Below are 17,128 nucleotides of genomic sequence, written 5' to 3'. Positions count from 1 at the left end.
CTGGACAGAGTTCGAGGCAGATGAGCGGGGAGACTACGCCATGCCGGCAATCGTGCTCATCGGCGCCCAATGGGGCGACGAGGGCAAGGGTAAGGCCACCGATCTGCTCGGTGGCCGCGCGCAGTGGGTGGTGCGCTATCAGGGCGGCAACAACGCCGGCCACACCGTGGTGCTGCCGACGGGGGAGAACTTCGCGCTGCACTTGATTCCGTCGGGCATCCTGACGCCCGGCGTCACCAACGTGATCGGCAACGGCGTGGTGGTCGATCCCGGTGTGCTGCTGGAGGAACTGAAGGGCCTGGCGGATCGCGGCGTCGACACCGAGCGGCTACTGATCTCCGCCGACGCCCACCTGCTGATGCCGTATCACGTCGCCATCGACAAGGTCGTCGAGCGGTATGCGGGTAGCAAGAAAATCGGCACCACCGGCCGCGGTATCGGTCCGTGTTACCAGGACAAGATCGCCCGCATCGGCATCCGTGTCGCCGACGTGCTCGACGAGGCGCAGCTGGCCCAGAAGATCGAAGCCGCATTGGAATTCAAGAACCAGGTACTGGTCAAGATCTACAACCGCAAGGCGCTGGAGCCCACCGCGGTGTTGGACACCCTGTTGATCCGCGCCGAGGGCTTCAAGCGCCGCATCGCCGACACCCGCCGGCTGCTCAATGTTGCGCTGGAGAATGGCGAAATCGTGCTGTTGGAAGGCTCGCAGGGCACCTTGCTCGACGTCGACCACGGCACGTATCCGTTTGTGACGTCGTCGAATCCGACCGCCGGCGGCGCGGCGGTCGGGTCGGGCATCGGGCCGACGCGCATCACCACGGTGTTGGGGATTCTGAAGGCGTACACCACCCGGGTGGGTTCCGGCCCGTTCCCCACCGAGTTGTTCGACGCGAACGGCGAGTACCTGGCCAAGACCGGCGGCGAGGTCGGCGTGACGACGGGCCGGCGCCGCCGCTGCGGATGGTTCGACGCGGTCATCGCCCGCTATGCCACCCGCGTCAACGGCATCACCGACTACTTCCTGACCAAGCTCGACGTGTTGTCCAGTCTGGAGACCGTACCGGTGTGCGTCGCATACACCGTGGACGGCCGTCGCACCGACGACATGCCGATGACCCAGAGTGAATTCGCGCGCGCCGAGCCCGTCTACGAAGAGCTGCCGGGCTGGTGGGAGGACATCTCCGGCGCCCGGGTGTTCGACGATCTGCCCGCCAAGGCGCGTGACTACGTGCTGCGGCTGGAAGAGCTTGCCGGAGCCCATGTTTCGTGCATCGGCGTGGGTCCCGGTCGCGATCAGACGATCGTGCGCCGCGATATTCTGGCGGCTCGCTGATGACCGACGATCCCAGACTGATCGACCCCGATTACGACAAGCACGGCGGATTCCCGAACTTCAAAGCCGCCGAACCCGGTCCGGGGTTCGCCCGGTTCCTGGTGGCGATGCGCAGGGCACAGGATCTTGCGGTGTCGGCGGACCCGGACAGCGACACCTGGGAGCAGGCCGCCGACCGCGCCGAAGAGCTGGTGAAGCTCCTCGATCCGTTCGAGGCGCCCGAGGGTATCGGCCCGGCCAACCGGGTGCCGGATCTGCCCGGCGCGGGCAGCCTGCTGATGCCGCCGTACCGGGTGGTCAAGTTCGAGCCCGCCGGCGTCGAGTTGAGCGTGCAGTTCAGCCGGTTCTCCGTCGGCGGCAACTACGCAGTGCACGGCGGCGTGCTGCCGCTGTTGTTCGACTCGGTGTTCGGCATGGTGATTCACGCCGCCGGGCGCCCGATCAGCCGGACCGCGTTCCTGCACGTCGACTACCGAAAGGTGACGCCGATCGATTCCCCGCTGACCGCACGCGGATGGGTGGCCAAGACCGAGGGCCGCAAGGCATTCGTCAATGCCGAACTGCGCGATGCGGAGGAAAACCTGCTGGCCGAGGCCAACGGACTGATGATCCGCCTACTACCGGGTCAGCCATGACCTCGCCGGGCTTGCGCCGGTTGTCCACGCCGCGGGCCGCGGCGATCGCCGGGGTGCTGTTCGCGCTGTTGTTCGGAACGGCGCTGATTCTGATCCGGACGGCGCTGCCTGAGGGCGGCGCGGAGGGCGCGCAATGGCTGGATGGCGCGAGTACCCGGTTGCGCATCGCGTCGACGCTGGTGCCGTTCGCCGGTATCGCGTTTCTGTGGTTCATCGGGGTGGTGCGCGACGGGTTCGGCCGCTATGAGGACAAGTTCTTTTCGTCGGTGTTCATCGGCAGTGGCTTGCTCTTCCTGGCGATGATGTTTGCGGCTTCGGCGGTCGGAATGGCGTTGTCGCACAGCGGCCCCGAGACGGCTACGTTCGGGCCGGCGTTGCTGCTCGCGTTCAGCAAGACCTACGCGCTGCGAATGGCGGCGGTGTTCATGATCTCGCTGGCGACCATCTGGCTGAAGACCGGCTTGATGCCGCGCTGGCTGGTCGGCGCGACTTACCTTGTGGCAGTTGCACTTCTGCTGGCCAGCGATATCAGTATGTGGCTGACGCTCGCCTTCCCCATCTGGGTGCTTGTGGTCAGCCTGCTACTGCTGGCGAAGGCCGGCGTCATCGACCTGGACCGCGAGGATTAGTCGACGAGTCGCAAAGCCTGCGACGGGCACAGCTTGACCGCTTCGCGCGCCCGGTCCGTCTCACCGTCGGGCACCTCGTCGACGAGAACCACCACGATGCCGTCGTCGTCCTGATCGAAGAGGGCATCGGCGACCATCACGCAGTTGCCGGCCTGGATGCAGACGTCGCGGTCGGCTTGAACTTTCACCAGCTCACCTCCAATGACTGCAGGCCGTAGATGAAGTGGAAGGAGCGGAACTGCACATCCGAAAGCGGCTCTGCCAGCACCAGTTTCGGAAACTTGCGTAGCAGAGCCGGGAACGCGATGCGCATCTCCATCCGGGCCAGTGGTGCGCCGAGACAATGGTGCACGCCGTGGCCGAACGCCAGGTGGCCGGCCGCACCACGCCCGATGTCGAGAACTTCCGGCTCGTCGATGAAGTTCGGGTCACGATTGCCCAGCGGCAGCGACAGGAAAACGAGCTCGCCGGCCGGAATCGCCACCCCGGCGACGTCGACCTCGGTGGTGGTGATGCGCGGAATCGTGCTGTGCACGACCGACAGATAACGCAGCAGCTCCTCGACGGCGGGCGCCGCGGCATCGGGATCTTCGCGGACGGCGGCCAGTTGTTCGGGGTGACGCAACAGGGCCAATGCGCCCAGGCCGAGCATGTTCGACGTGGTCTCGTGCCCGGCCAGCAACAACAAGCTCGCGATGCCGCTCAGCTCGTCATCGGACAGCTCGGTGCCGTGTTCGCGGACCAACATGCCGAGCATGTCCTCACCGGGATCTCGGCGCGCGCCGGCAACCAGCCCCGCCATGTACTCGCGACCCTGTCGCACAATTTCGAGCCGCTCGGGGATCGGTGCGGACAGGTCGAGCTGGCGAGCCGACCGCCGCTGAAAATCCTCGCGGTCGGCGTACGGCACGCCGAGCAACTCGCAGATCACCAGCGACGGAATCGGCAGCGCGAACTGCGCGACCAAATCGGCGGGCGGCCCGGCGATTTCCATGGTGTCCAGTTGGTCGGTGACGATCTCGGCGATCCGCGGCTCCAGCCGCTTCATCCGCCGCGCGGTGAACTCCGGGGTCAGCATGCGGCGCAGCCGCTGATGCTCCGGTGGGTCCAGGCCGAGCAGGTTCCCGGCCCGGGCGCTGGCCTGTTCCTCCTCGGTGAGAACCGGCGCTCCGGGAACGACGAAGTCCGGCGGGCGGGTGTTGGAGAACCGCTCGTGATCGGCCAGCACGTCCTTGATGTCCTCGTAGCGGGTCACCAGATACACCTGCATGCCGAATGCGTTGACGACCGTGCGCACCCCGGTCGTCTCGCGGACCTCCCGCAACTCCGGAGTCGGGTCGAAGACGTCACGACGCATGTGCAGCGGCGGCAGCGGCGGTGCCTGGGTCATAGGTACGAAGCTACTGCGCAAACAGGAACTTCTCGATCAGCGAGTTGACCAGGCCCGGGTTCTCCAGCGCGGCCAGGTGCGCGACTCCTTCCAGCACCGCGATGGCCGCGCCCGGGATGGCGTCGGCCATCGCGATGGTTTCGGGCAGCGGGAACGTCGCGTCCTCCACCCCGGCGACCACCAGCACCGGCGTCGTAACCTGGGCAAAAAGCTCCCGCTGGTCCGGCCGGGCCGGCACCACGCTGCGCACCGCCCACCCGCCGGAGTCGATGTCGACGGCCTGCACGGTGTCCCGCACGAACGCGACGACGTCGGGCCGGGTCCGCAACGTCGTGGGCCCCAGGAAGGCCCTGAGCACCGAACGGGTGAGCGGCGGCCGGATGCCGCCGAGCAGCGTGGCCAGCCGGAGCAGGAAAGCGTATTCGACCTTCTGCCGGGTGCCTGCGGCCGAAGCGGTGCAATTCATCAGCACCGCCCGACCGATGCGATCGGGATGGCACGCGGCGAACGTGCCGCCGATCATGCCGCCCCACGAGTTGCCGACGAAGTGTGCCCGCTGGACGCCGAACCCGTCCAGGATGTCGGCGATGCACCGGGCGCAGTCGGTGAAACTGAAAGTGGCGGAAAGCTTCTGGCTTTGGCCGTGGCCCGGCGGGTCGACCAGAATGACGCGGCAACGATTGGCGAAGTAATCGGCCTGCGCCGCCCACATGTCGCCGGTCATCAGCAGGCTGGGCCAGAACAGCACCGCTTCGCCGCTGCCGCGGGCCTGCACGCGCACCGTACCGAGCGCCGTCTCGATCAGTTGAGATTCGGCCACGCCTTCAGCGTCTCACGCCGCATCTGGCAGGCTGGACGGGCGATGAGTGAAACCACTGAAGACGAGTCGGTAATAGAGTCCACCGCTGACCCCGCTCCGGACGTCCGGCCTGCCGACGGCCGAACCGCGGTGATGCTGCTCGGCTCCGGGGAGCTGAGTCGTGAATTGACGCTGGCCTTCCAGCGGCTCGGCGCCCATGTCGTCGCGGTCGACCGGTATGCCGATGCGCCCGCGCACGGCGTCGCGGACCGATCGGGGGTGGTCAAGATGAACGACGCCGAGGCGCTCACCGCGATGATCGAGAAGGTGAATCCGCGCTATGTGGTGACCGAATCGGGCGTTATCGCGGTCGACGCGCTGGTCGCCGCCGCCGAGCGTGGTCACGAGGTGTACCCGACGCCGCGCAGCGCCCGGATGACCCTGGACCGGGAAGGCATGCGCCGGCTGGCCGCCGACGAGCTTGGCCTGCCGACCGCGCCGTTCTGGTTCGCCGGATCGACCGAAGAGCTGACCGCGGTGGCCGAGCATGCCGGCTTCCCGCTGGTGGTGAAGCCGATCGTGGGCGTGCCCGGCGAGGGTCAGTCGGTGCTGCTGCGCCTCGAGGACGTCGAGGCCGCCTGGGAGCGCGCGGTGGCAGCGGGCCGGATCGCCCACAGCAGGGTGTTGGCCGAGACGATCGTCGAGGTCGATTACGAGGTCACCCTGATCACCGTCCGGACGACCGGACCGACCGGACCCGGGCTGCACTTCTGCGAGCCGATCGGGCACCGCCAGGGCGACGGCGAAGTGCTCGAGGCCTGGCAACCCCAGCCGATGTCTCCGCCCGCGCTGGACGCCGCGAAGTCGATCGCGGCGCGCATCGTCAATGCGCTGGGCGGGCGGGGCGTGTTCGGTGTCGAACTTCTGGTGCGCGGCGACGAGGTCTATTTTGCCGACGTTCGTACCAGACCGCACGACAGCGGTCTGGTAACCCTTCGGTCGCAACGGCTTTCGGAGTTCGAACTGCACGCCAGGGCAATCCTCGGGCTGTCCGTGGACACCATCATGATCTCGCCGGGTGCCGCCGAAGTGGTTTACGGTGGCGCCGAGTCGGCTCGGGGCGAGGACGCACCGGCTAACGTCAGCGCGGTGCTCGCCGACGCGCTGGAGGTGGCCGAGAGCGACGTTCGACTGTTCGGTGCGCAGGACGAGACCGATGCCCGGCGCCGGCTGGGCGTGGCACTGGCCACCGCGCCGGACGTGACCACCGCGCGGGACAGGGTGCGCCGAGTGACCGGTGTGCTTCGCAAACTGTGGTAGCCGTGCCACCCGAAGCTGACGACGCCGGCCGGCCGACCATCACCCCGTTTCTGGGCGCGTTGGTAGTCATTGTGATCGTCGTGATCGCAATCGGGTTGTTCAATCTGTTCCGGGGGGACCGGCTGTCCGAGGACCAGCGTGTCGGGCAGGCGGCGGTCGGTCAGAACGATGCGTTGCAGCGGCAGGACCTTGCCGACTTTCGTGTCTACACATGCCGGGAGTTGCACGGCACGGAGGCCGATGTGCTTGCCCGCCAGGGTGACTCGGTTGCCAAACGTGGCGCCCGTTTCGTCGATGATGTCACCAACGTAGTGATCGACGGCGACCGTGCAACGGCCATCGTGACCTATCATTTCGACAAGGCGCCGGAGGACAACAAAGGTGTCGAGATGACGTTCGCGCGCGAGGACGGAGCATGGAAGGTCTGTTCACCCGGCCCCAGCTAGCTGTGGGAGACTCACGTCCGTGAGCTACGCGGGAGATATCACGCCTGAAGAGGCCTGGAAGGTGCTCAGTGATGACCCCCGGGCCGTGCTCGTCGACTGCCGCACCGACGCCGAATGGCGATTCGTCGGCGTACCCGACCTGTCGAGCCTTCAGCGCGATGTCGTCTACATCGAGTGGAACCGCGTTGACGGGACCCGCAACGAGGGCTTCGTCGACGACCTGATCTCGGCCGGCGTCGACCCCGGTGTGGGCCCACACGGCAGTAGGGGACGCCCGGTGGTCTTCCTGTGCCGCTCCGGCAACCGCTCGATCGGCGCCGCGGAGGCGGCCACCGAAGCCGGGATCGCGCCGTCGTACAACGTGCTGGACGGATTCGAGGGCAACCTCGACGTACGCAAACATCGCGGCGGCACCGGCTGGAAGGCCGTCGGCCTGCCCTGGAAACAGTCATGAGCAGCCAAGAAGACCAAGTGCCGTCGGTGCGCACTCCGGCCGAGCTGCCGGAGGGCGTCGGTCAGGCCACCATCGGGGTGCGCGGCGGGCTGATGCGGTCCGGTTTCGAGGAGACCGCCGAGGCGATCTACCCGACGTCGGGCTACGTCTACCAGAGCGCGGCCGAGGCCGAGAAGGCGTTCACCGGTGAAATCGACCGGTACGTCTACTCCCGGTATGGCAACCCGACCATCTCGATGTTCGAGGAGCGGCTGCGGCTGATCGAGGGTGCACCTGCGTGCTTTGCGACGGCGACGGGGATGGCGGCGGTGTTCACCTCTTTGGGCGCGCTGCTGGCCGCCGGCGACCGACTCGTCGCGGCGCGCAGCCTGTTCGGCTCGTGTTTCGTGGTGTGCAGCGAGATCCTGCCGCGCTGGGGCATCGAGACGGTGTTCGTCGACGGCGACGACTTGTCGCAGTGGGAAGAGGCACTGTCGAAGCCGACGCAGGCGGTCTTTTTCGAGACGCCGTCGAATCCGATGCAACAATTGGTGGACATCGCGGCGGTGTGTGAAATGGCGCATGCGGCGGGCGCAAAAGTCGTGTTGGACAATGTCTTTGCGACACCCATCCTGCAGCAGGGCTTCCCGCTCGGCGTCGATGTGGTGGTGTACTCCGGCACCAAGCACATCGACGGCCAGGGCCGGGTGCTCGGCGGCGCGATCCTCGGCGACAAGCAGTACATCGACGAACCGGTGCAGAAGCTGATGCGGCACACCGGTCCGGCCTTGAGCCCATTCAATGCGTGGGTGCTGCTGAAGGGATTGGAGACGCTCGCGGTGCGGGTGCAGTACAGCACCGATTCGGCACATCGCATCGCGCAATTCCTCGAAGGTCATTCCGCCGTCGGTTGGGTGCGCTACCCGTTCCTGGAATCGCATCCGCAGTACGACCTGGCCAAGCGGCAGATGACCGGCGGTGGCACCGTCGTCACCTTCGAACTCAAGGGTGGCAGCAAGGAGCGCGCCTTCGAGGTGCTCGACAAGCTGCACGTGATCGACATCTCCAACAACCTCGGCGACGCCAAGTCGCTGATCACCCACCCGTCCACAACCACGCACCGGGCGATGGGTCCGGAGGGCCGCGCGGCGATCGGACTCGGTGACGGGGTGGTCCGCATTTCGGTGGGGCTGGAGGGAACCGACGATCTGATCGCAGACCTGGACCGGGCGCTCAGTTAGGTGTCGAGGCGAACCGACGCGAAGAAGGCGCGCCGCGAAAAGCGGCGGGCGGCGCGGGATGCGAACTGGATACCCGAGGGGATCCTCGACGAATTGGCCGAAGACGTGGTGCTCGTCGAGGAACTGGAGCGTTTCGATGCGCGAATTACCGAGCGCGGCTGGACGTTTGACGACGAACAGTCCGACGAGGAGTTCGCGATCTGGTTCTACCCGCCATCAGGGGCGGAGGTCGGCGACGGGCTGGAACCCGTGACGACGATTTGGATGTTTGCGCCCGAGGACGCCGAACTCGTGCATCTGGTACGGGTAGGCACCGCCGTGGACGTCCGGTTGTCGCCGGAGGAGTTCTTCGCGCGCCTCGATGAGATAGAGGCCTATCGCTCCGGAGACTCCACCACACCCTGAGCCGCCTGCGCACGCTGCTCATAGGTCTCGCGCGCCTTGCGGTCGAAGTCCAGGAAGACCGTGTCGTTGCCCATCTTCTTGGACAGCCAGCGGCGGGCTTTCGGCGACAGCGTCGGCGTGATCGCGCTGACGAACCGCAGCGGGGCGGGCACCGACACCAGGGTTTTCGGCTTGTCGAGCACCTTGACCACGGCCGCCGCGATGTCCTCGGGCTCCACCGGTTTCTGCGCCGCGGTGGTGTGGGTCCCGGCGATCAGCTCGGTGTTGGTGAACGTCGGCATCACGCAGCTCACCTCGACACCCTGGGGGGCGAACTCGTCGGCCATCGCGGTGGACAGCCCCACCACCGCGAATTTCGTTCCGGCGTACACGACTTGGCCGGGGACGGCCAGCATGCCAGCCAGCGACGCGATGTTGACGATGTGCCCGCTGCGGCGCGCCACCATCTCTGGCAGCACCAGCTGGCACCCGGTGAGCACCCCGTAGAAGTTCACCTCGATCGCCGACCGGATCGCCTGCTCGGATTGCTCGAGGAACGGGCCGACGGGCATCACGCCGGCGTTGTTGATCAGCACGTCGATGTGACCGCCGCCGTCCGTGCGGGCCTTGTCGAGAAATGTCGCGAAGGACTCGCGGTCGGAGACGTCGAGCGGATAACCCGAGACCTGGCCGAGCTTGCCCAATCCGGCGACGGCCGATTCCTGAAACGCCACGTCGCGGTCCCCGATGACCACCCGCGCACCGCGGGCCAGTAGTACCTTGGCCGTGGCATGCCCGATACCGCGAGCGGCGCCGGTGATCGCGATCGTCTTGCCCCTGACGTTGTCCATGGCGCCAAACTTTACAGGTGTCAAGTCAGGCTCGGAAGAGGTGTCGTGAATGGACCAACCGGGTATTCTGCCTATACGAGGGGGTCGCGGTACGGGTGCCATCGAGCACCGAGCGACATACGAGGAGTCTCCAGATGACCAAGATCAAGAGAATCGCAGCCGGTGCCCTGCTGGCCGGCGCGTTGAGTGCCGGTGTCGTGGCGGGGGCCGGAACCGCCAGTGCCGATCCATGGATCCCGCGGCCGCCGATTCCGAATCCGCCGGGCCCCGGAGTTCTTCCACCGCCGGGACATTTGCAGAAGCTCCCATTCGTGCCACCGCCCGGACACTGGCCGGTGAACCCCGGACGGGTGAACCACTGGTGATCTAGACACCGTTGAAATGGCCGCCTCTGCCAGTCAGGCAGGGCGGCCATCTTTTGTCTGAGGCGCCCGGCCATCGGTGACACTGGCTCGGTTTGTCCGCTGCCGGGATCTGACGTGCCGGTTCCCCGGGTGCGACACGCGCGCGGAAGTGTGTGGCGGCGTTGTCGTACGCCCGGGCGCGACGCAGTGGATACGGTAGGGCTAGCGCCCGGCCGCAGTACGCTCATGCCGTGGCGGAAACATCGTACGCATCCTGCGGCGATCTCAGCCTGGCGTATCAGGTGTTCGGGGACGGACCGATCGAGCTCGTTGCCATCGGGTCGTTCGCCAGTCACGTCGAGCTGTGCTGGGCCGTGCCCGAATTCGAGGCCTTCGCTGAGCGGCTCTCCACGTTCTGTCGCGTCCTTCTGTTCGACAAGGCCGGCGTGGGGCTGTCAGACCCGGTGCCGAAAGTTCGCACGCTGGACGATCGAGCGGCCGAGATCGAAGCCGTCATGGATGCCGTCGGTTTCGAAAGGGCGGTGCTTTTCGGGGCTAGCGAGAGCGGCCCGGCCTCCATCTTCTTCGCGGCACAACGACCGGAGCGAACGCGGGCGTTGATTCTCACCGGCACCTTCTCGTACTTCGGCTTCGACGGGTGGGACGACTTGGACCGCGATCCGGCCGAGCTGCGGGCACGCCTCGTGCCCGAGCTGGGTGAGGACTACACGCCCTCGATGAAGCAGCTCGCCCGCTGGCAGGCTTGGGCCCGCGCCGCTCGCTCAGCGTGGGGCAGCGGCGAGGCCATGAAAGCTCTGATGCCGTCGGTGCGGTCGATCCGCTCGCTCGCAATGGTGGAGCGCATGAGCGCCAGCCCGGGGATGGCGCGCGCGGCACTCGAAGCGGTGTTTCGGATCGACGTGCGGCCGATCCTGCCGACGATCAGCGCGCCAACCCTAGTCATCCATGCCCGCGATGAAGTCATCCCGGTGCAGGAGGGCCGGTACATCGCCGACCATATCCCCGGTGCGCGGTTGCTCGAAGTCGAGGGCAGCGACCACGTGCCCTGGCTTGCCGATCCCGACCGGATCTTGACTGAGGTCGAGAAGTTCCTCACCGGCAGCCATGCCGCGCCGTCCCCGTCACGTCGCGCGCTGCGCAGCGTGTTGTTCACCGACATGGTCGCTTCGACGCGACACGCCGCGGCTTCGGGCGATGAGCGGTGGCGTGCAGTGCTGCACCGGTTCGACGAGATCACCGCAGAACTCACGCAACGATTCGGCGGCACGGTGGTGGAGAGCACAGGCGACGGCCACCTCGTCACGTTCGACGGCCCGACGCAGGCGATCCATTGCGCCGAGGCCTTGCGCGCTGACGCCGAGACATTGGGTATCGAGATTCGCGCCGGCATCCACACTGGCGAGTGCGAATTGCTGGACAACGGCATCGGCGGGATCGCCGTACACATCGCGGCGCGGATCGTCAGCCAGGCCGGCGCCGGGGAAATCCTCGTCTCGCGCACCGTGCGTGACCTGGTCGTCGGCTCGGGCACGGGCTTCGAGGACCGCGGCAGCGTCGAGCTGCGTGGCGTGCCCGGCACCTGGCAACTCCTGGCGGTCGATCGCCACGGCGCGCGGGCGGGATCGGCCGAGGCGGAACTGGTATCCACGCCGACCCCCGGCCCTCGCACCGCGATGCGCCGCTCGGACCGCGCCGTGGCCGCGATGGCCAAGCGCACACCGTGGATCCTGCGCGGGGTGGCCCGCCTCGCCCCGGCCACCGGCCGCAGATGAGCAGAGATGCGTTGAGCCTGATGTCCATGCCCGCCTTCAGCGAGCTCCGCTTCGTGGCGGTCGACCAGAATGACCCGCTGGCCGAACCGCTGCTGGCGGAACTGGCCGTCGAATACGCCAGCCGATACGGTGCCACCGAGGAAGCCGTATCGAAGTGGCTGCGCACCCATCCGGCCGACGAGTTCGCGGCACCGAACGGCGGAATGCTGATTGGCCTGCTGAGTGGACGGCCCGTCACGGGTGGCGCGTTTTGCCGCTTCGACGCCGAAACCGCCGAGCTCAAGCGCGTCTGGACCGACAGCCGGTACCGGCTGCGGGGTCACGCGAAGGCGCTGTTGGCCGAATTGGAAACGGAGATCCTCGCCCGCGGTTACCGGAACGTCTATCTGACGACGGGTGACCGCCAGCCGGAAGCCGAAGCGCTGTATCTGTCCTCCGGATACCGAAGGCTCGCCGAGCCGCTGCCCGCAGAGGGTGAGGTCTTTCCGGTGGCCTTCCTGAAGACGCTGAACTAGCGGCCCCGCCAGTCGGGCTTGCGTTTCTCGCCCCAAGCCCGAATACCTTCGGCCGCATCCTCGGTCGCCCCGGCCACCTTGCGCATGGTCTCGCCAAAGCGGACCGACTCGATCCAGCCCATGTCCGCGGTTCGCCACGCCACCTCCTTTGTCGCCCGTTGGGCCAGGGGTGCGGCCGCGGTAAGTGTCCGGGCCCAAGCCCGAGCCTCCGCCTGCAGGTTCTCGGGCTCGACGAGCTTCCACACCAGACCGATCTCCTTGGCACGCTCAGCGCTCATCGGGTTCCCGGTCAGGAGCAGCTCCATGGCATTGGCCCAGCCCACTCGGTGGGGGAGGCGGATTGCCCCGACGATGGTAGGGACTCCGATCGATACCTCGGGCAAGGAGAACGTCGCCTCGGTGCTGGCGATCACGAAGTCGCAGAACAGCACCCCGGTCAGCCCGTAGCCGATACAGGGACCGTGAACGGCGGCGATGGTCGGCTTGAAAAGCTCCATCCCGCTCTCGAAGGAGTTGATCGTCGGCTTCTCCCAGAACGTGCCGGCGAAGGTGCCGACCGACCCCTCGCCGTCCTTGAGGTCGCCCCCGGCGCAGAAGACACTGCCGTTGGCCGTCAGGATTCCGACCCAGGCGTCCTCCTCGTCGCGGAACCGGTTCCAGGCCGCGTTCAGGTCCTGGCGCAGTGCGCCGTTGATGGCGTTGCGAGCCTCGGGGCGGTTAAGCGTGATGGTGGTGATGTGATCTTCCAGCTCATAGGTGACGAGGCTCATGGTTGCACCCTAGTTTCGGTCTCGCAGACGACCGTGGGGTGGCTGCTCCTTGCCGCCGCCACCTTCGTGGTGGGGTGCGGGCTGTGCCTGACCGCCATCTTCCTGCTGGGCTTCGAATCCCTCGCCTAGCGCGCCGCGCCAGGGCTGCCGCCCGCTTCGACTCGCAAGGCGAGCTCGTGCAGCTGCAGCGCCAGGACCGGTCATTGTGGGGCCGGAACGCGATCGCGGATGCTTGCCGGCTGCTGACCCGCGCCGCCAAGCAGCAGCGCCCAGGCCCGTACCAGCTGCAGGCCGCGATCGTCGCCTGCCACGCCGAGGCCGACCGCTGGGAGGACACCGACTGGCACCAGATCGTGCTGCTGTACGACAAGCTGCTGCACCTGGCGCCCTCGCCCGTGACCCGCCTCCACCGGGCCATCGCGCTGCGCTACGCGTCGGGGCCGCGGGCGGCCATGGCCGAACTCGATTGCCTCGCGGGCGCGCTCGACAACTACCACCTCTACCACGCCACCCGCGCCGAAATGCTGCGCGAACTCGGCCACCCTGACCAAGCGCAGGCCGCCGACCGCCGTGCGCTCACACTGACCGCCAACCCGGCAGAACAGGCCATACTCCGCCGGCGCATCTCCTGGCCGTACTGAGAGGAGACTCCCGCCAACCATGTCTGACATAACCCAGCTGCATCGCACGCTCGTCGCCCGCGTCCTCGACGGCGACGGGAAAGCGCCACCCGAGCTGTGCCGAGCCGCCTTCGACAACGTCGATCTTGGTGAACCGATGCGCACATTGATCGAGAAGGTGGCCTACCGCTCCTACAGGGTGACCGACGAGGACGTCGACGCCGTTCGCTCCGCCGGCCTGAGCGAGGACCAGATCTTCGAGATCGTGGTGTGTGCCGCTGTCGGCCAGGCGAGCCGGCAGTACAAGAGCGCGCTTGCGGCGCTGGCCAGCGCAACGGGGGAACGGGGGGAGCGATGAGGCTCGCCATCCTCGATCGGGGCCACCGCCTGCGCACGAAGGCCTTGCTGGCGCTGATTCGGCTGGTTACGCGCCAGCCGGTGGTCGACGCCGTCAAGCTGGCGCTCTTCCGCCCAGAATTCTACGGCGGCGTTGATCTCACCCATGCGGCGATGCGCGGACCATCGGCATGGTCGGTCGGGGATCGCGAGCTGATCGCGGCGTTCGTCTCCAAGTTCAACGAATGCCCGTTCTGCGTGGCCACGCACTCAGCGACGTCGAGCCTCTGGTACGACGATGATGCAAAGGTTTCCGCCACGCTCGCCGATTTGGAGACGGCGCCGATCGAGGAGCCGCTTCGGGCTACGCTCCGGATGCTCGGCAAGCTCACACGGGAGCACAGCATTGACGCGGACGACATCCGCGCCGTACTGGCCGAAGGCGTTTCCCCTCAGCAGATCCAAGACGCCTTGGCCGTATGTCTGGCCTTCAATATCACTGACCGGTTGGCCAACGCGTTTGACTTCAACATCGCGAGCCCCGCAGCCATGAACGCCGGTCCCCGGTACCTCTTGAAGCGCGGTTACCGATAGGCGCTCATTGGTCGACTACGCGAAAAAGGAACGCCGTCAGGCGGGCCGGTGCGACATGGCGCCACTGGTTGGCGAAACTTGTTGGCGCAAGGCACCAGCGGTGCCGCAGCTTCATGGATATTCACGATCATTCATGAGATCCGCCTTAACTCTATTGCGGGACAGCGTGTTTGACGTCCTACCGACGGGCAGGGGAGCGTCACGGGACGAATTGTGCGCGTGCGGCAGTCGCCGTCCTGATGTTCCAGATTGTCTATGCCCACGCGATCAGTTCGAGATGCCAAGTGCGCTGCGTTTGGGCCGTCAATCCGTAGGGTGCCAGGAACTGCGAAACCTGCCAACTGTACTGAGACCGGACAGCGCTACGGCTCTATGGGAAGTGAAGAGTGAGCAGGCTTTTGGACTACTGGCACCGGAGCCTGGCCGAAGGAGGATGTCGAAGAGCGCTGTGCCCTCATTGCGATGAGTACGGCGTGAATCGCGGCCAGCGGGCGATGCCCAACAGGTTGCGGTCAGGTCTCGATCTCGACTTGGTTGATGTCGAGTGCGACGATGACTGGATGGGGGAGAGCACCGCGCGACCCGTCGTCCGCCCAGTGCTTCAACAGCCCCACCGAAATTCGGCCGCCATACCTGTGAGGAATTGCTGTGAGCGGACACAGACGCCGTTAAGCTGGCAGCCCCGGCCGTTCGATCACGGCTGACTCCCCGTAGATTTGAACGCGATTCAGGACGAGCCCGAAGGAGACACATTGCGCCAAACCGGAGCCATGTCCGAGGCCGACCGCACGTGGATGACCGACACGCTGCTCGCGCTGTTGCAGACGCCAAGCCCGACGGGTCGCACTGATGCGGTTATGCAGCTGATCGGCGAGATCTTTGATGACTTTGGCTTGCCGTTCTCGCTGACCCGCCGGGGGGCGCTGATCGCCGAACTCGCGGGGGAGTCGGCGACCACCGACCGGGCACTGGTGGTTCACGCGGACACCATCGGCTGCATGGTGCGTGGGTTCAAGGACAACGGCCGTCTCGAGGTGATTCCGGTCGGCTCCTTCTCGGCACGGTTCGCCGCGGGCGCCCGCGTGCGGATCTTCTGTGACGACTCCGAGGAGGTCATCACCGGGACGATCCTGCCACTCAAGGCCAGTGGGCACGCGTTCGGCGACGAGGTCGACACCCAACCCACTGACTGGGATCACGTCGAGGTCCGCGTGGACCGCAAGGTGTCCTCGGGGGAGGATCTGGTCGATCTCGGCATCAGGGTCGGTGACTACGTGGCGCTGATGGCCAGCCCCGTACTCACCGACGACGGCTTCATCGTTTCCCGTCACCTCGACGACCAGGCGGGCGTCGCAGTCGCACTCGCACTGACCAAGTATTTCTCCGAGAACGAGGTGGTGCTGCCGCACCGCACCACGGTCATGGTCACCATCTCCGAAGAGGTCGGCTACGGAGCCAGCACGGGCCTGCCTGCGGACATCGCCGAGCTGATCTCGGTGGACAACGCGGTGTGCGCACCCGGCCAGTACTCCATCGAGGACGGCGTGACGGTCCCGCTGTCCGATCTGCACGGCCCGTACGACTATCACCTGACCCGGAAGCTGTGCCGGCTCGCCGAGGAGCGGGGTATCCCGTTTGCGCGGGACGTGTTCCGCTACTATCGCTCCGACGCGGCCGCGGCGATCGAGGCGGGCGCAAGCACCCGGGCTGCGCTAGTCGGTCCCGGGGTCGACGGCAGTCATGGCTGGGAGCGCACCCACATAGATTCGTTGGAGGCGACGTACAACTTGCTTCACGCGTGGCTGCAGACACCGCTGACGTTCGCCAATTGGGACACCAAACCGTCGGGGTCGGGCAATCTGCGTGACTTCCCGTCGTCGAAGCAGCCTGCGCCACGCGAGCGGTGGGTGCCGCTGGCCCGTGGCGGCCCCCAAGACTTGAGGCACTCCAGCGGCTGAGTCTCCGTGAAAACCTGATACTGCCAGCCAATCTCCTTGCAGGCAGCGCGCGTCAATGCGAATTGGGCCTCTGAGGAGCCGACCGCCGTGGGGCGCTTGACGTCAACGATTCGGCGGTCGCCGTTGGAGAGCCAGACAAACAAGTACGGGACGTGATATGTGGACCTTGATCTGCCGAGGCCAGAGAACGCGAGAGGCTGCGCGGCAACCGCAACGGCATCGACGTCGAAATCGGCCATCATCGCGCTCAAGCAACGACGCGAACTCGACGTGACCTCCTGAAGTCGAACACCACCATCGTCCCTCGTAGTTGCGTTTGCGCTTCCACGAGTAGAAGCGGCGGATCGGCTCCGCGGTCTCCACCGATAGACCGGCGAGCTCGCCAGCCACGGGATGGTTGGCCAGCCCCTTGGCGCCCAGTAACCGCACACGGACGGGCGTCGTGTCGGTCATGTTTCTAGGCCTAACGCGCCGCGCGGAACACCATCCGGACCCGGCCGTCCTCCAGCGGGATCGACTCGATGTGGTCGAAGCGGTGCTCGTTCGCCACCTTGCCGAATAGCGGCAGCCCGCCGCCGAGGATGAACGGGTGCAGAGTCAACCGCAGTTCATCGAGCAACCGTTGCGAGTGAGTGATCTTTAGTGGTCACGCGACTCGCACCCCATCTCGGGGTTGTTCCCCGGCCGGGTGGCCGGTTCCCTTCCGCGCTTCACGGCCACCAGCCCGGCTAGGC

The 17,128-nt window shown here is 66.7% G+C and carries 21 protein-coding genes and 2 pseudogenes; 16 read left to right on the top strand and 7 right to left on the bottom strand.

Annotation, left to right across the window (positions count from 1 at the left end; all coding sequences use genetic code 11):
• The first annotated feature begins 40 nt into the window (after positions 1 to 40).
• Genes ACRDU5_RS04300 through ACRDU5_RS04290 form a run of 3 tightly spaced genes read left to right on the top strand, consistent with a single transcriptional unit; the run spans position 41 to position 2,600 of the window.
• Entirely contained in the window at positions 41 to 1,336 is a 1,296-nt protein-coding gene (locus ACRDU5_RS04300) for an adenylosuccinate synthase (protein ID WP_526613079.1), read from the top strand.
• Positions 1,336 to 1,971 carry a PaaI family thioesterase gene (locus ACRDU5_RS04295; RefSeq protein ID WP_526613078.1) on the top strand — a complete coding sequence of 212 codons (636 nt, stop codon included), beginning with the start codon at positions 1,336 to 1,338 and terminating at the stop codon, positions 1,969 to 1,971. The genes ACRDU5_RS04300 and ACRDU5_RS04295 overlap by 1 nt, the downstream gene beginning before the upstream one ends.
• Positions 1,968 to 2,600 (top strand): hypothetical protein, encoded by a 633-nt coding sequence (locus ACRDU5_RS04290; RefSeq protein ID WP_526613076.1) that lies wholly within the window; start codon positions 1,968 to 1,970, stop codon positions 2,598 to 2,600. Before ACRDU5_RS04295 ends, ACRDU5_RS04290 begins: the two co-directional genes overlap by 4 nt.
• On the opposite strand, the gene ACRDU5_RS04285 is transcribed toward ACRDU5_RS04290, so the two are convergent.
• From ACRDU5_RS04285 to ACRDU5_RS04275, 3 genes are read right to left on the bottom strand one after another with little or no spacing between them, the layout of a single operon-like run.
• Positions 2,597 to 2,788: a ferredoxin gene (locus ACRDU5_RS04285; protein WP_526613074.1), complete on the bottom strand. Its 192-nt coding sequence runs from the start codon at positions 2,786 to 2,788 to the stop codon at positions 2,597 to 2,599. The two genes, ACRDU5_RS04290 and ACRDU5_RS04285, sit on opposite strands and share 4 nt — an antisense overlap.
• Complete coding sequence (locus ACRDU5_RS04280) at positions 2,785 to 3,990, bottom strand: cytochrome P450 (protein ID WP_526613072.1); 1,206 nt, start codon at positions 3,988 to 3,990, stop codon at positions 2,785 to 2,787. The genes ACRDU5_RS04285 and ACRDU5_RS04280 overlap by 4 nt, the downstream gene beginning before the upstream one ends.
• 10 nt (positions 3,991 to 4,000) lie before the next feature.
• Entirely contained in the window at positions 4,001 to 4,810 is an 810-nt protein-coding gene (locus tag ACRDU5_RS04275; protein WP_526613071.1) for an alpha/beta fold hydrolase, read from the bottom strand.
• 42 nt (positions 4,811 to 4,852) lie between these two features.
• Here ACRDU5_RS04275 and purT point away from each other — a divergent pair, with 42 nt between their 5' ends.
• Genes purT through ACRDU5_RS04250 form a run of 5 tightly spaced genes read left to right on the top strand, consistent with a single transcriptional unit; the run spans position 4,853 to position 8,634 of the window.
• Complete coding sequence (gene purT / locus ACRDU5_RS04270; RefSeq protein WP_526613070.1) at positions 4,853 to 6,109, top strand: formate-dependent phosphoribosylglycinamide formyltransferase; 1,257 nt, start codon at positions 4,853 to 4,855, stop codon at positions 6,107 to 6,109.
• Between the two features lie 2 nt (positions 6,110 to 6,111).
• The gene (locus ACRDU5_RS04265) at positions 6,112 to 6,555 is read left to right on the top strand and encodes an Rv0361 family membrane protein (RefSeq protein ID WP_526613068.1); all 444 of its coding nucleotides are present in this window, start codon (positions 6,112 to 6,114) and stop codon (positions 6,553 to 6,555) included.
• A 19-nt stretch (positions 6,556 to 6,574) separates the two neighbouring features.
• Positions 6,575 to 7,009, top strand: a complete 435-nt coding sequence (locus tag ACRDU5_RS04260; protein WP_526613066.1) for a rhodanese-like domain-containing protein — start codon at positions 6,575 to 6,577, stop codon at positions 7,007 to 7,009.
• A complete protein-coding gene (locus ACRDU5_RS04255; protein WP_526613064.1) occupies positions 7,006 to 8,229 on the top strand; it encodes an O-succinylhomoserine sulfhydrylase in 1,224 nt (407 codons plus the stop codon). Before ACRDU5_RS04260 ends, ACRDU5_RS04255 begins: the two co-directional genes overlap by 4 nt.
• Positions 8,230 to 8,634, top strand: a complete 405-nt coding sequence (locus tag ACRDU5_RS04250; protein WP_526613062.1) for a hypothetical protein — start codon at positions 8,230 to 8,232, stop codon at positions 8,632 to 8,634.
• On the opposite strand, the gene ACRDU5_RS04245 is transcribed toward ACRDU5_RS04250, so the two are convergent.
• The gene (locus tag ACRDU5_RS04245) at positions 8,604 to 9,464 is read right to left on the bottom strand and encodes an SDR family NAD(P)-dependent oxidoreductase (protein WP_526613061.1); all 861 of its coding nucleotides are present in this window, start codon (positions 9,462 to 9,464) and stop codon (positions 8,604 to 8,606) included. The genes ACRDU5_RS04250 and ACRDU5_RS04245 overlap by 31 nt on opposite strands.
• Positions 9,465 to 9,598: 134 nt before the next feature.
• On the opposite strand from ACRDU5_RS04245, the gene ACRDU5_RS04240 reads away from it, so the two are divergent.
• The 4 genes and pseudogenes from ACRDU5_RS04240 (at position 9,599) to ACRDU5_RS04225 (ending at position 12,116) form a co-directional block, all read left to right on the top strand.
• Entirely contained in the window at positions 9,599 to 9,829 is a 231-nt protein-coding gene (locus tag ACRDU5_RS04240; protein ID WP_526613059.1) for a hypothetical protein, read from the top strand.
• A 61-nt stretch (positions 9,830 to 9,890) separates the two neighbouring features.
• Positions 9,891 to 9,983 (top strand): annotated as a pseudogene (locus tag ACRDU5_RS04235) (hypothetical protein); the annotation flags it as partial.
• A gap of 76 nt (positions 9,984 to 10,059) precedes the next feature.
• Positions 10,060 to 11,601: an adenylate/guanylate cyclase domain-containing protein gene (locus ACRDU5_RS04230; RefSeq protein WP_526613057.1), complete on the top strand. Its 1,542-nt coding sequence runs from the start codon at positions 10,060 to 10,062 to the stop codon at positions 11,599 to 11,601.
• Positions 11,602 to 11,621: 20 nt separating this feature from the next.
• Positions 11,622 to 12,116, top strand: a complete 495-nt coding sequence (locus ACRDU5_RS04225) for a GNAT family N-acetyltransferase (protein ID WP_526613103.1) — start codon at positions 11,622 to 11,624, stop codon at positions 12,114 to 12,116.
• Here ACRDU5_RS04225 and ACRDU5_RS04220 read toward each other — a convergent pair.
• The gene (locus tag ACRDU5_RS04220; protein ID WP_526613055.1) at positions 12,113 to 12,886 is read right to left on the bottom strand and encodes an enoyl-CoA hydratase/isomerase family protein; all 774 of its coding nucleotides are present in this window, start codon (positions 12,884 to 12,886) and stop codon (positions 12,113 to 12,115) included. The genes ACRDU5_RS04225 and ACRDU5_RS04220 overlap by 4 nt on opposite strands.
• Positions 12,887 to 13,002: 116 nt before the next feature.
• Between ACRDU5_RS04220 and ACRDU5_RS04215 the strand changes: the two genes are divergently transcribed.
• The 4 genes from ACRDU5_RS04215 to ACRDU5_RS04200 all read left to right on the top strand — a co-directional run bounded on the left by ACRDU5_RS04215 (position 13,003) and on the right by ACRDU5_RS04200 (position 16,394).
• Positions 13,003 to 13,527 (top strand): DUF6596 domain-containing protein, encoded by a 525-nt coding sequence (locus tag ACRDU5_RS04215; protein WP_526613101.1) that lies wholly within the window; start codon positions 13,003 to 13,005, stop codon positions 13,525 to 13,527.
• A 19-nt stretch (positions 13,528 to 13,546) separates the two neighbouring features.
• The gene (locus ACRDU5_RS04210) at positions 13,547 to 13,864 is read left to right on the top strand and encodes a carboxymuconolactone decarboxylase family protein (protein ID WP_526613053.1); all 318 of its coding nucleotides are present in this window, start codon (positions 13,547 to 13,549) and stop codon (positions 13,862 to 13,864) included.
• Positions 13,861 to 14,436, top strand: coding sequence for a carboxymuconolactone decarboxylase family protein (locus ACRDU5_RS04205; protein ID WP_526613052.1), 576 nt, complete (start codon positions 13,861 to 13,863; stop codon positions 14,434 to 14,436). The genes ACRDU5_RS04210 and ACRDU5_RS04205 overlap by 4 nt, the downstream gene beginning before the upstream one ends.
• A 752-nt stretch (positions 14,437 to 15,188) precedes the next feature.
• The gene (locus ACRDU5_RS04200; RefSeq protein ID WP_526613050.1) at positions 15,189 to 16,394 is read left to right on the top strand and encodes an osmoprotectant NAGGN system M42 family peptidase; all 1,206 of its coding nucleotides are present in this window, start codon (positions 15,189 to 15,191) and stop codon (positions 16,392 to 16,394) included.
• 463 nt (positions 16,395 to 16,857) lie between these two features.
• Here the strand turns inward: ACRDU5_RS04200 and ACRDU5_RS04195 are convergent, their stop codons facing one another.
• A complete protein-coding gene (locus tag ACRDU5_RS04195) occupies positions 16,858 to 16,995 on the bottom strand; it encodes a hypothetical protein (RefSeq protein WP_526613049.1) in 138 nt (45 codons plus the stop codon).
• 45 nt (positions 16,996 to 17,040) lie between these two features.
• Positions 17,041 to 17,128: pseudogene (locus tag ACRDU5_RS04190) on the bottom strand (hypothetical protein); the annotation flags it as partial.

The organism is Mycobacterium sp. (genome assembly GCF_050701515.1).
Classification (GTDB): Bacteria; Actinomycetota; Actinomycetes; order Mycobacteriales; family Mycobacteriaceae; genus Mycobacterium.
Note: the sequence above shows the minus strand (reverse complement) of the source record. Positions and strands in the feature narration are given on the sequence as shown.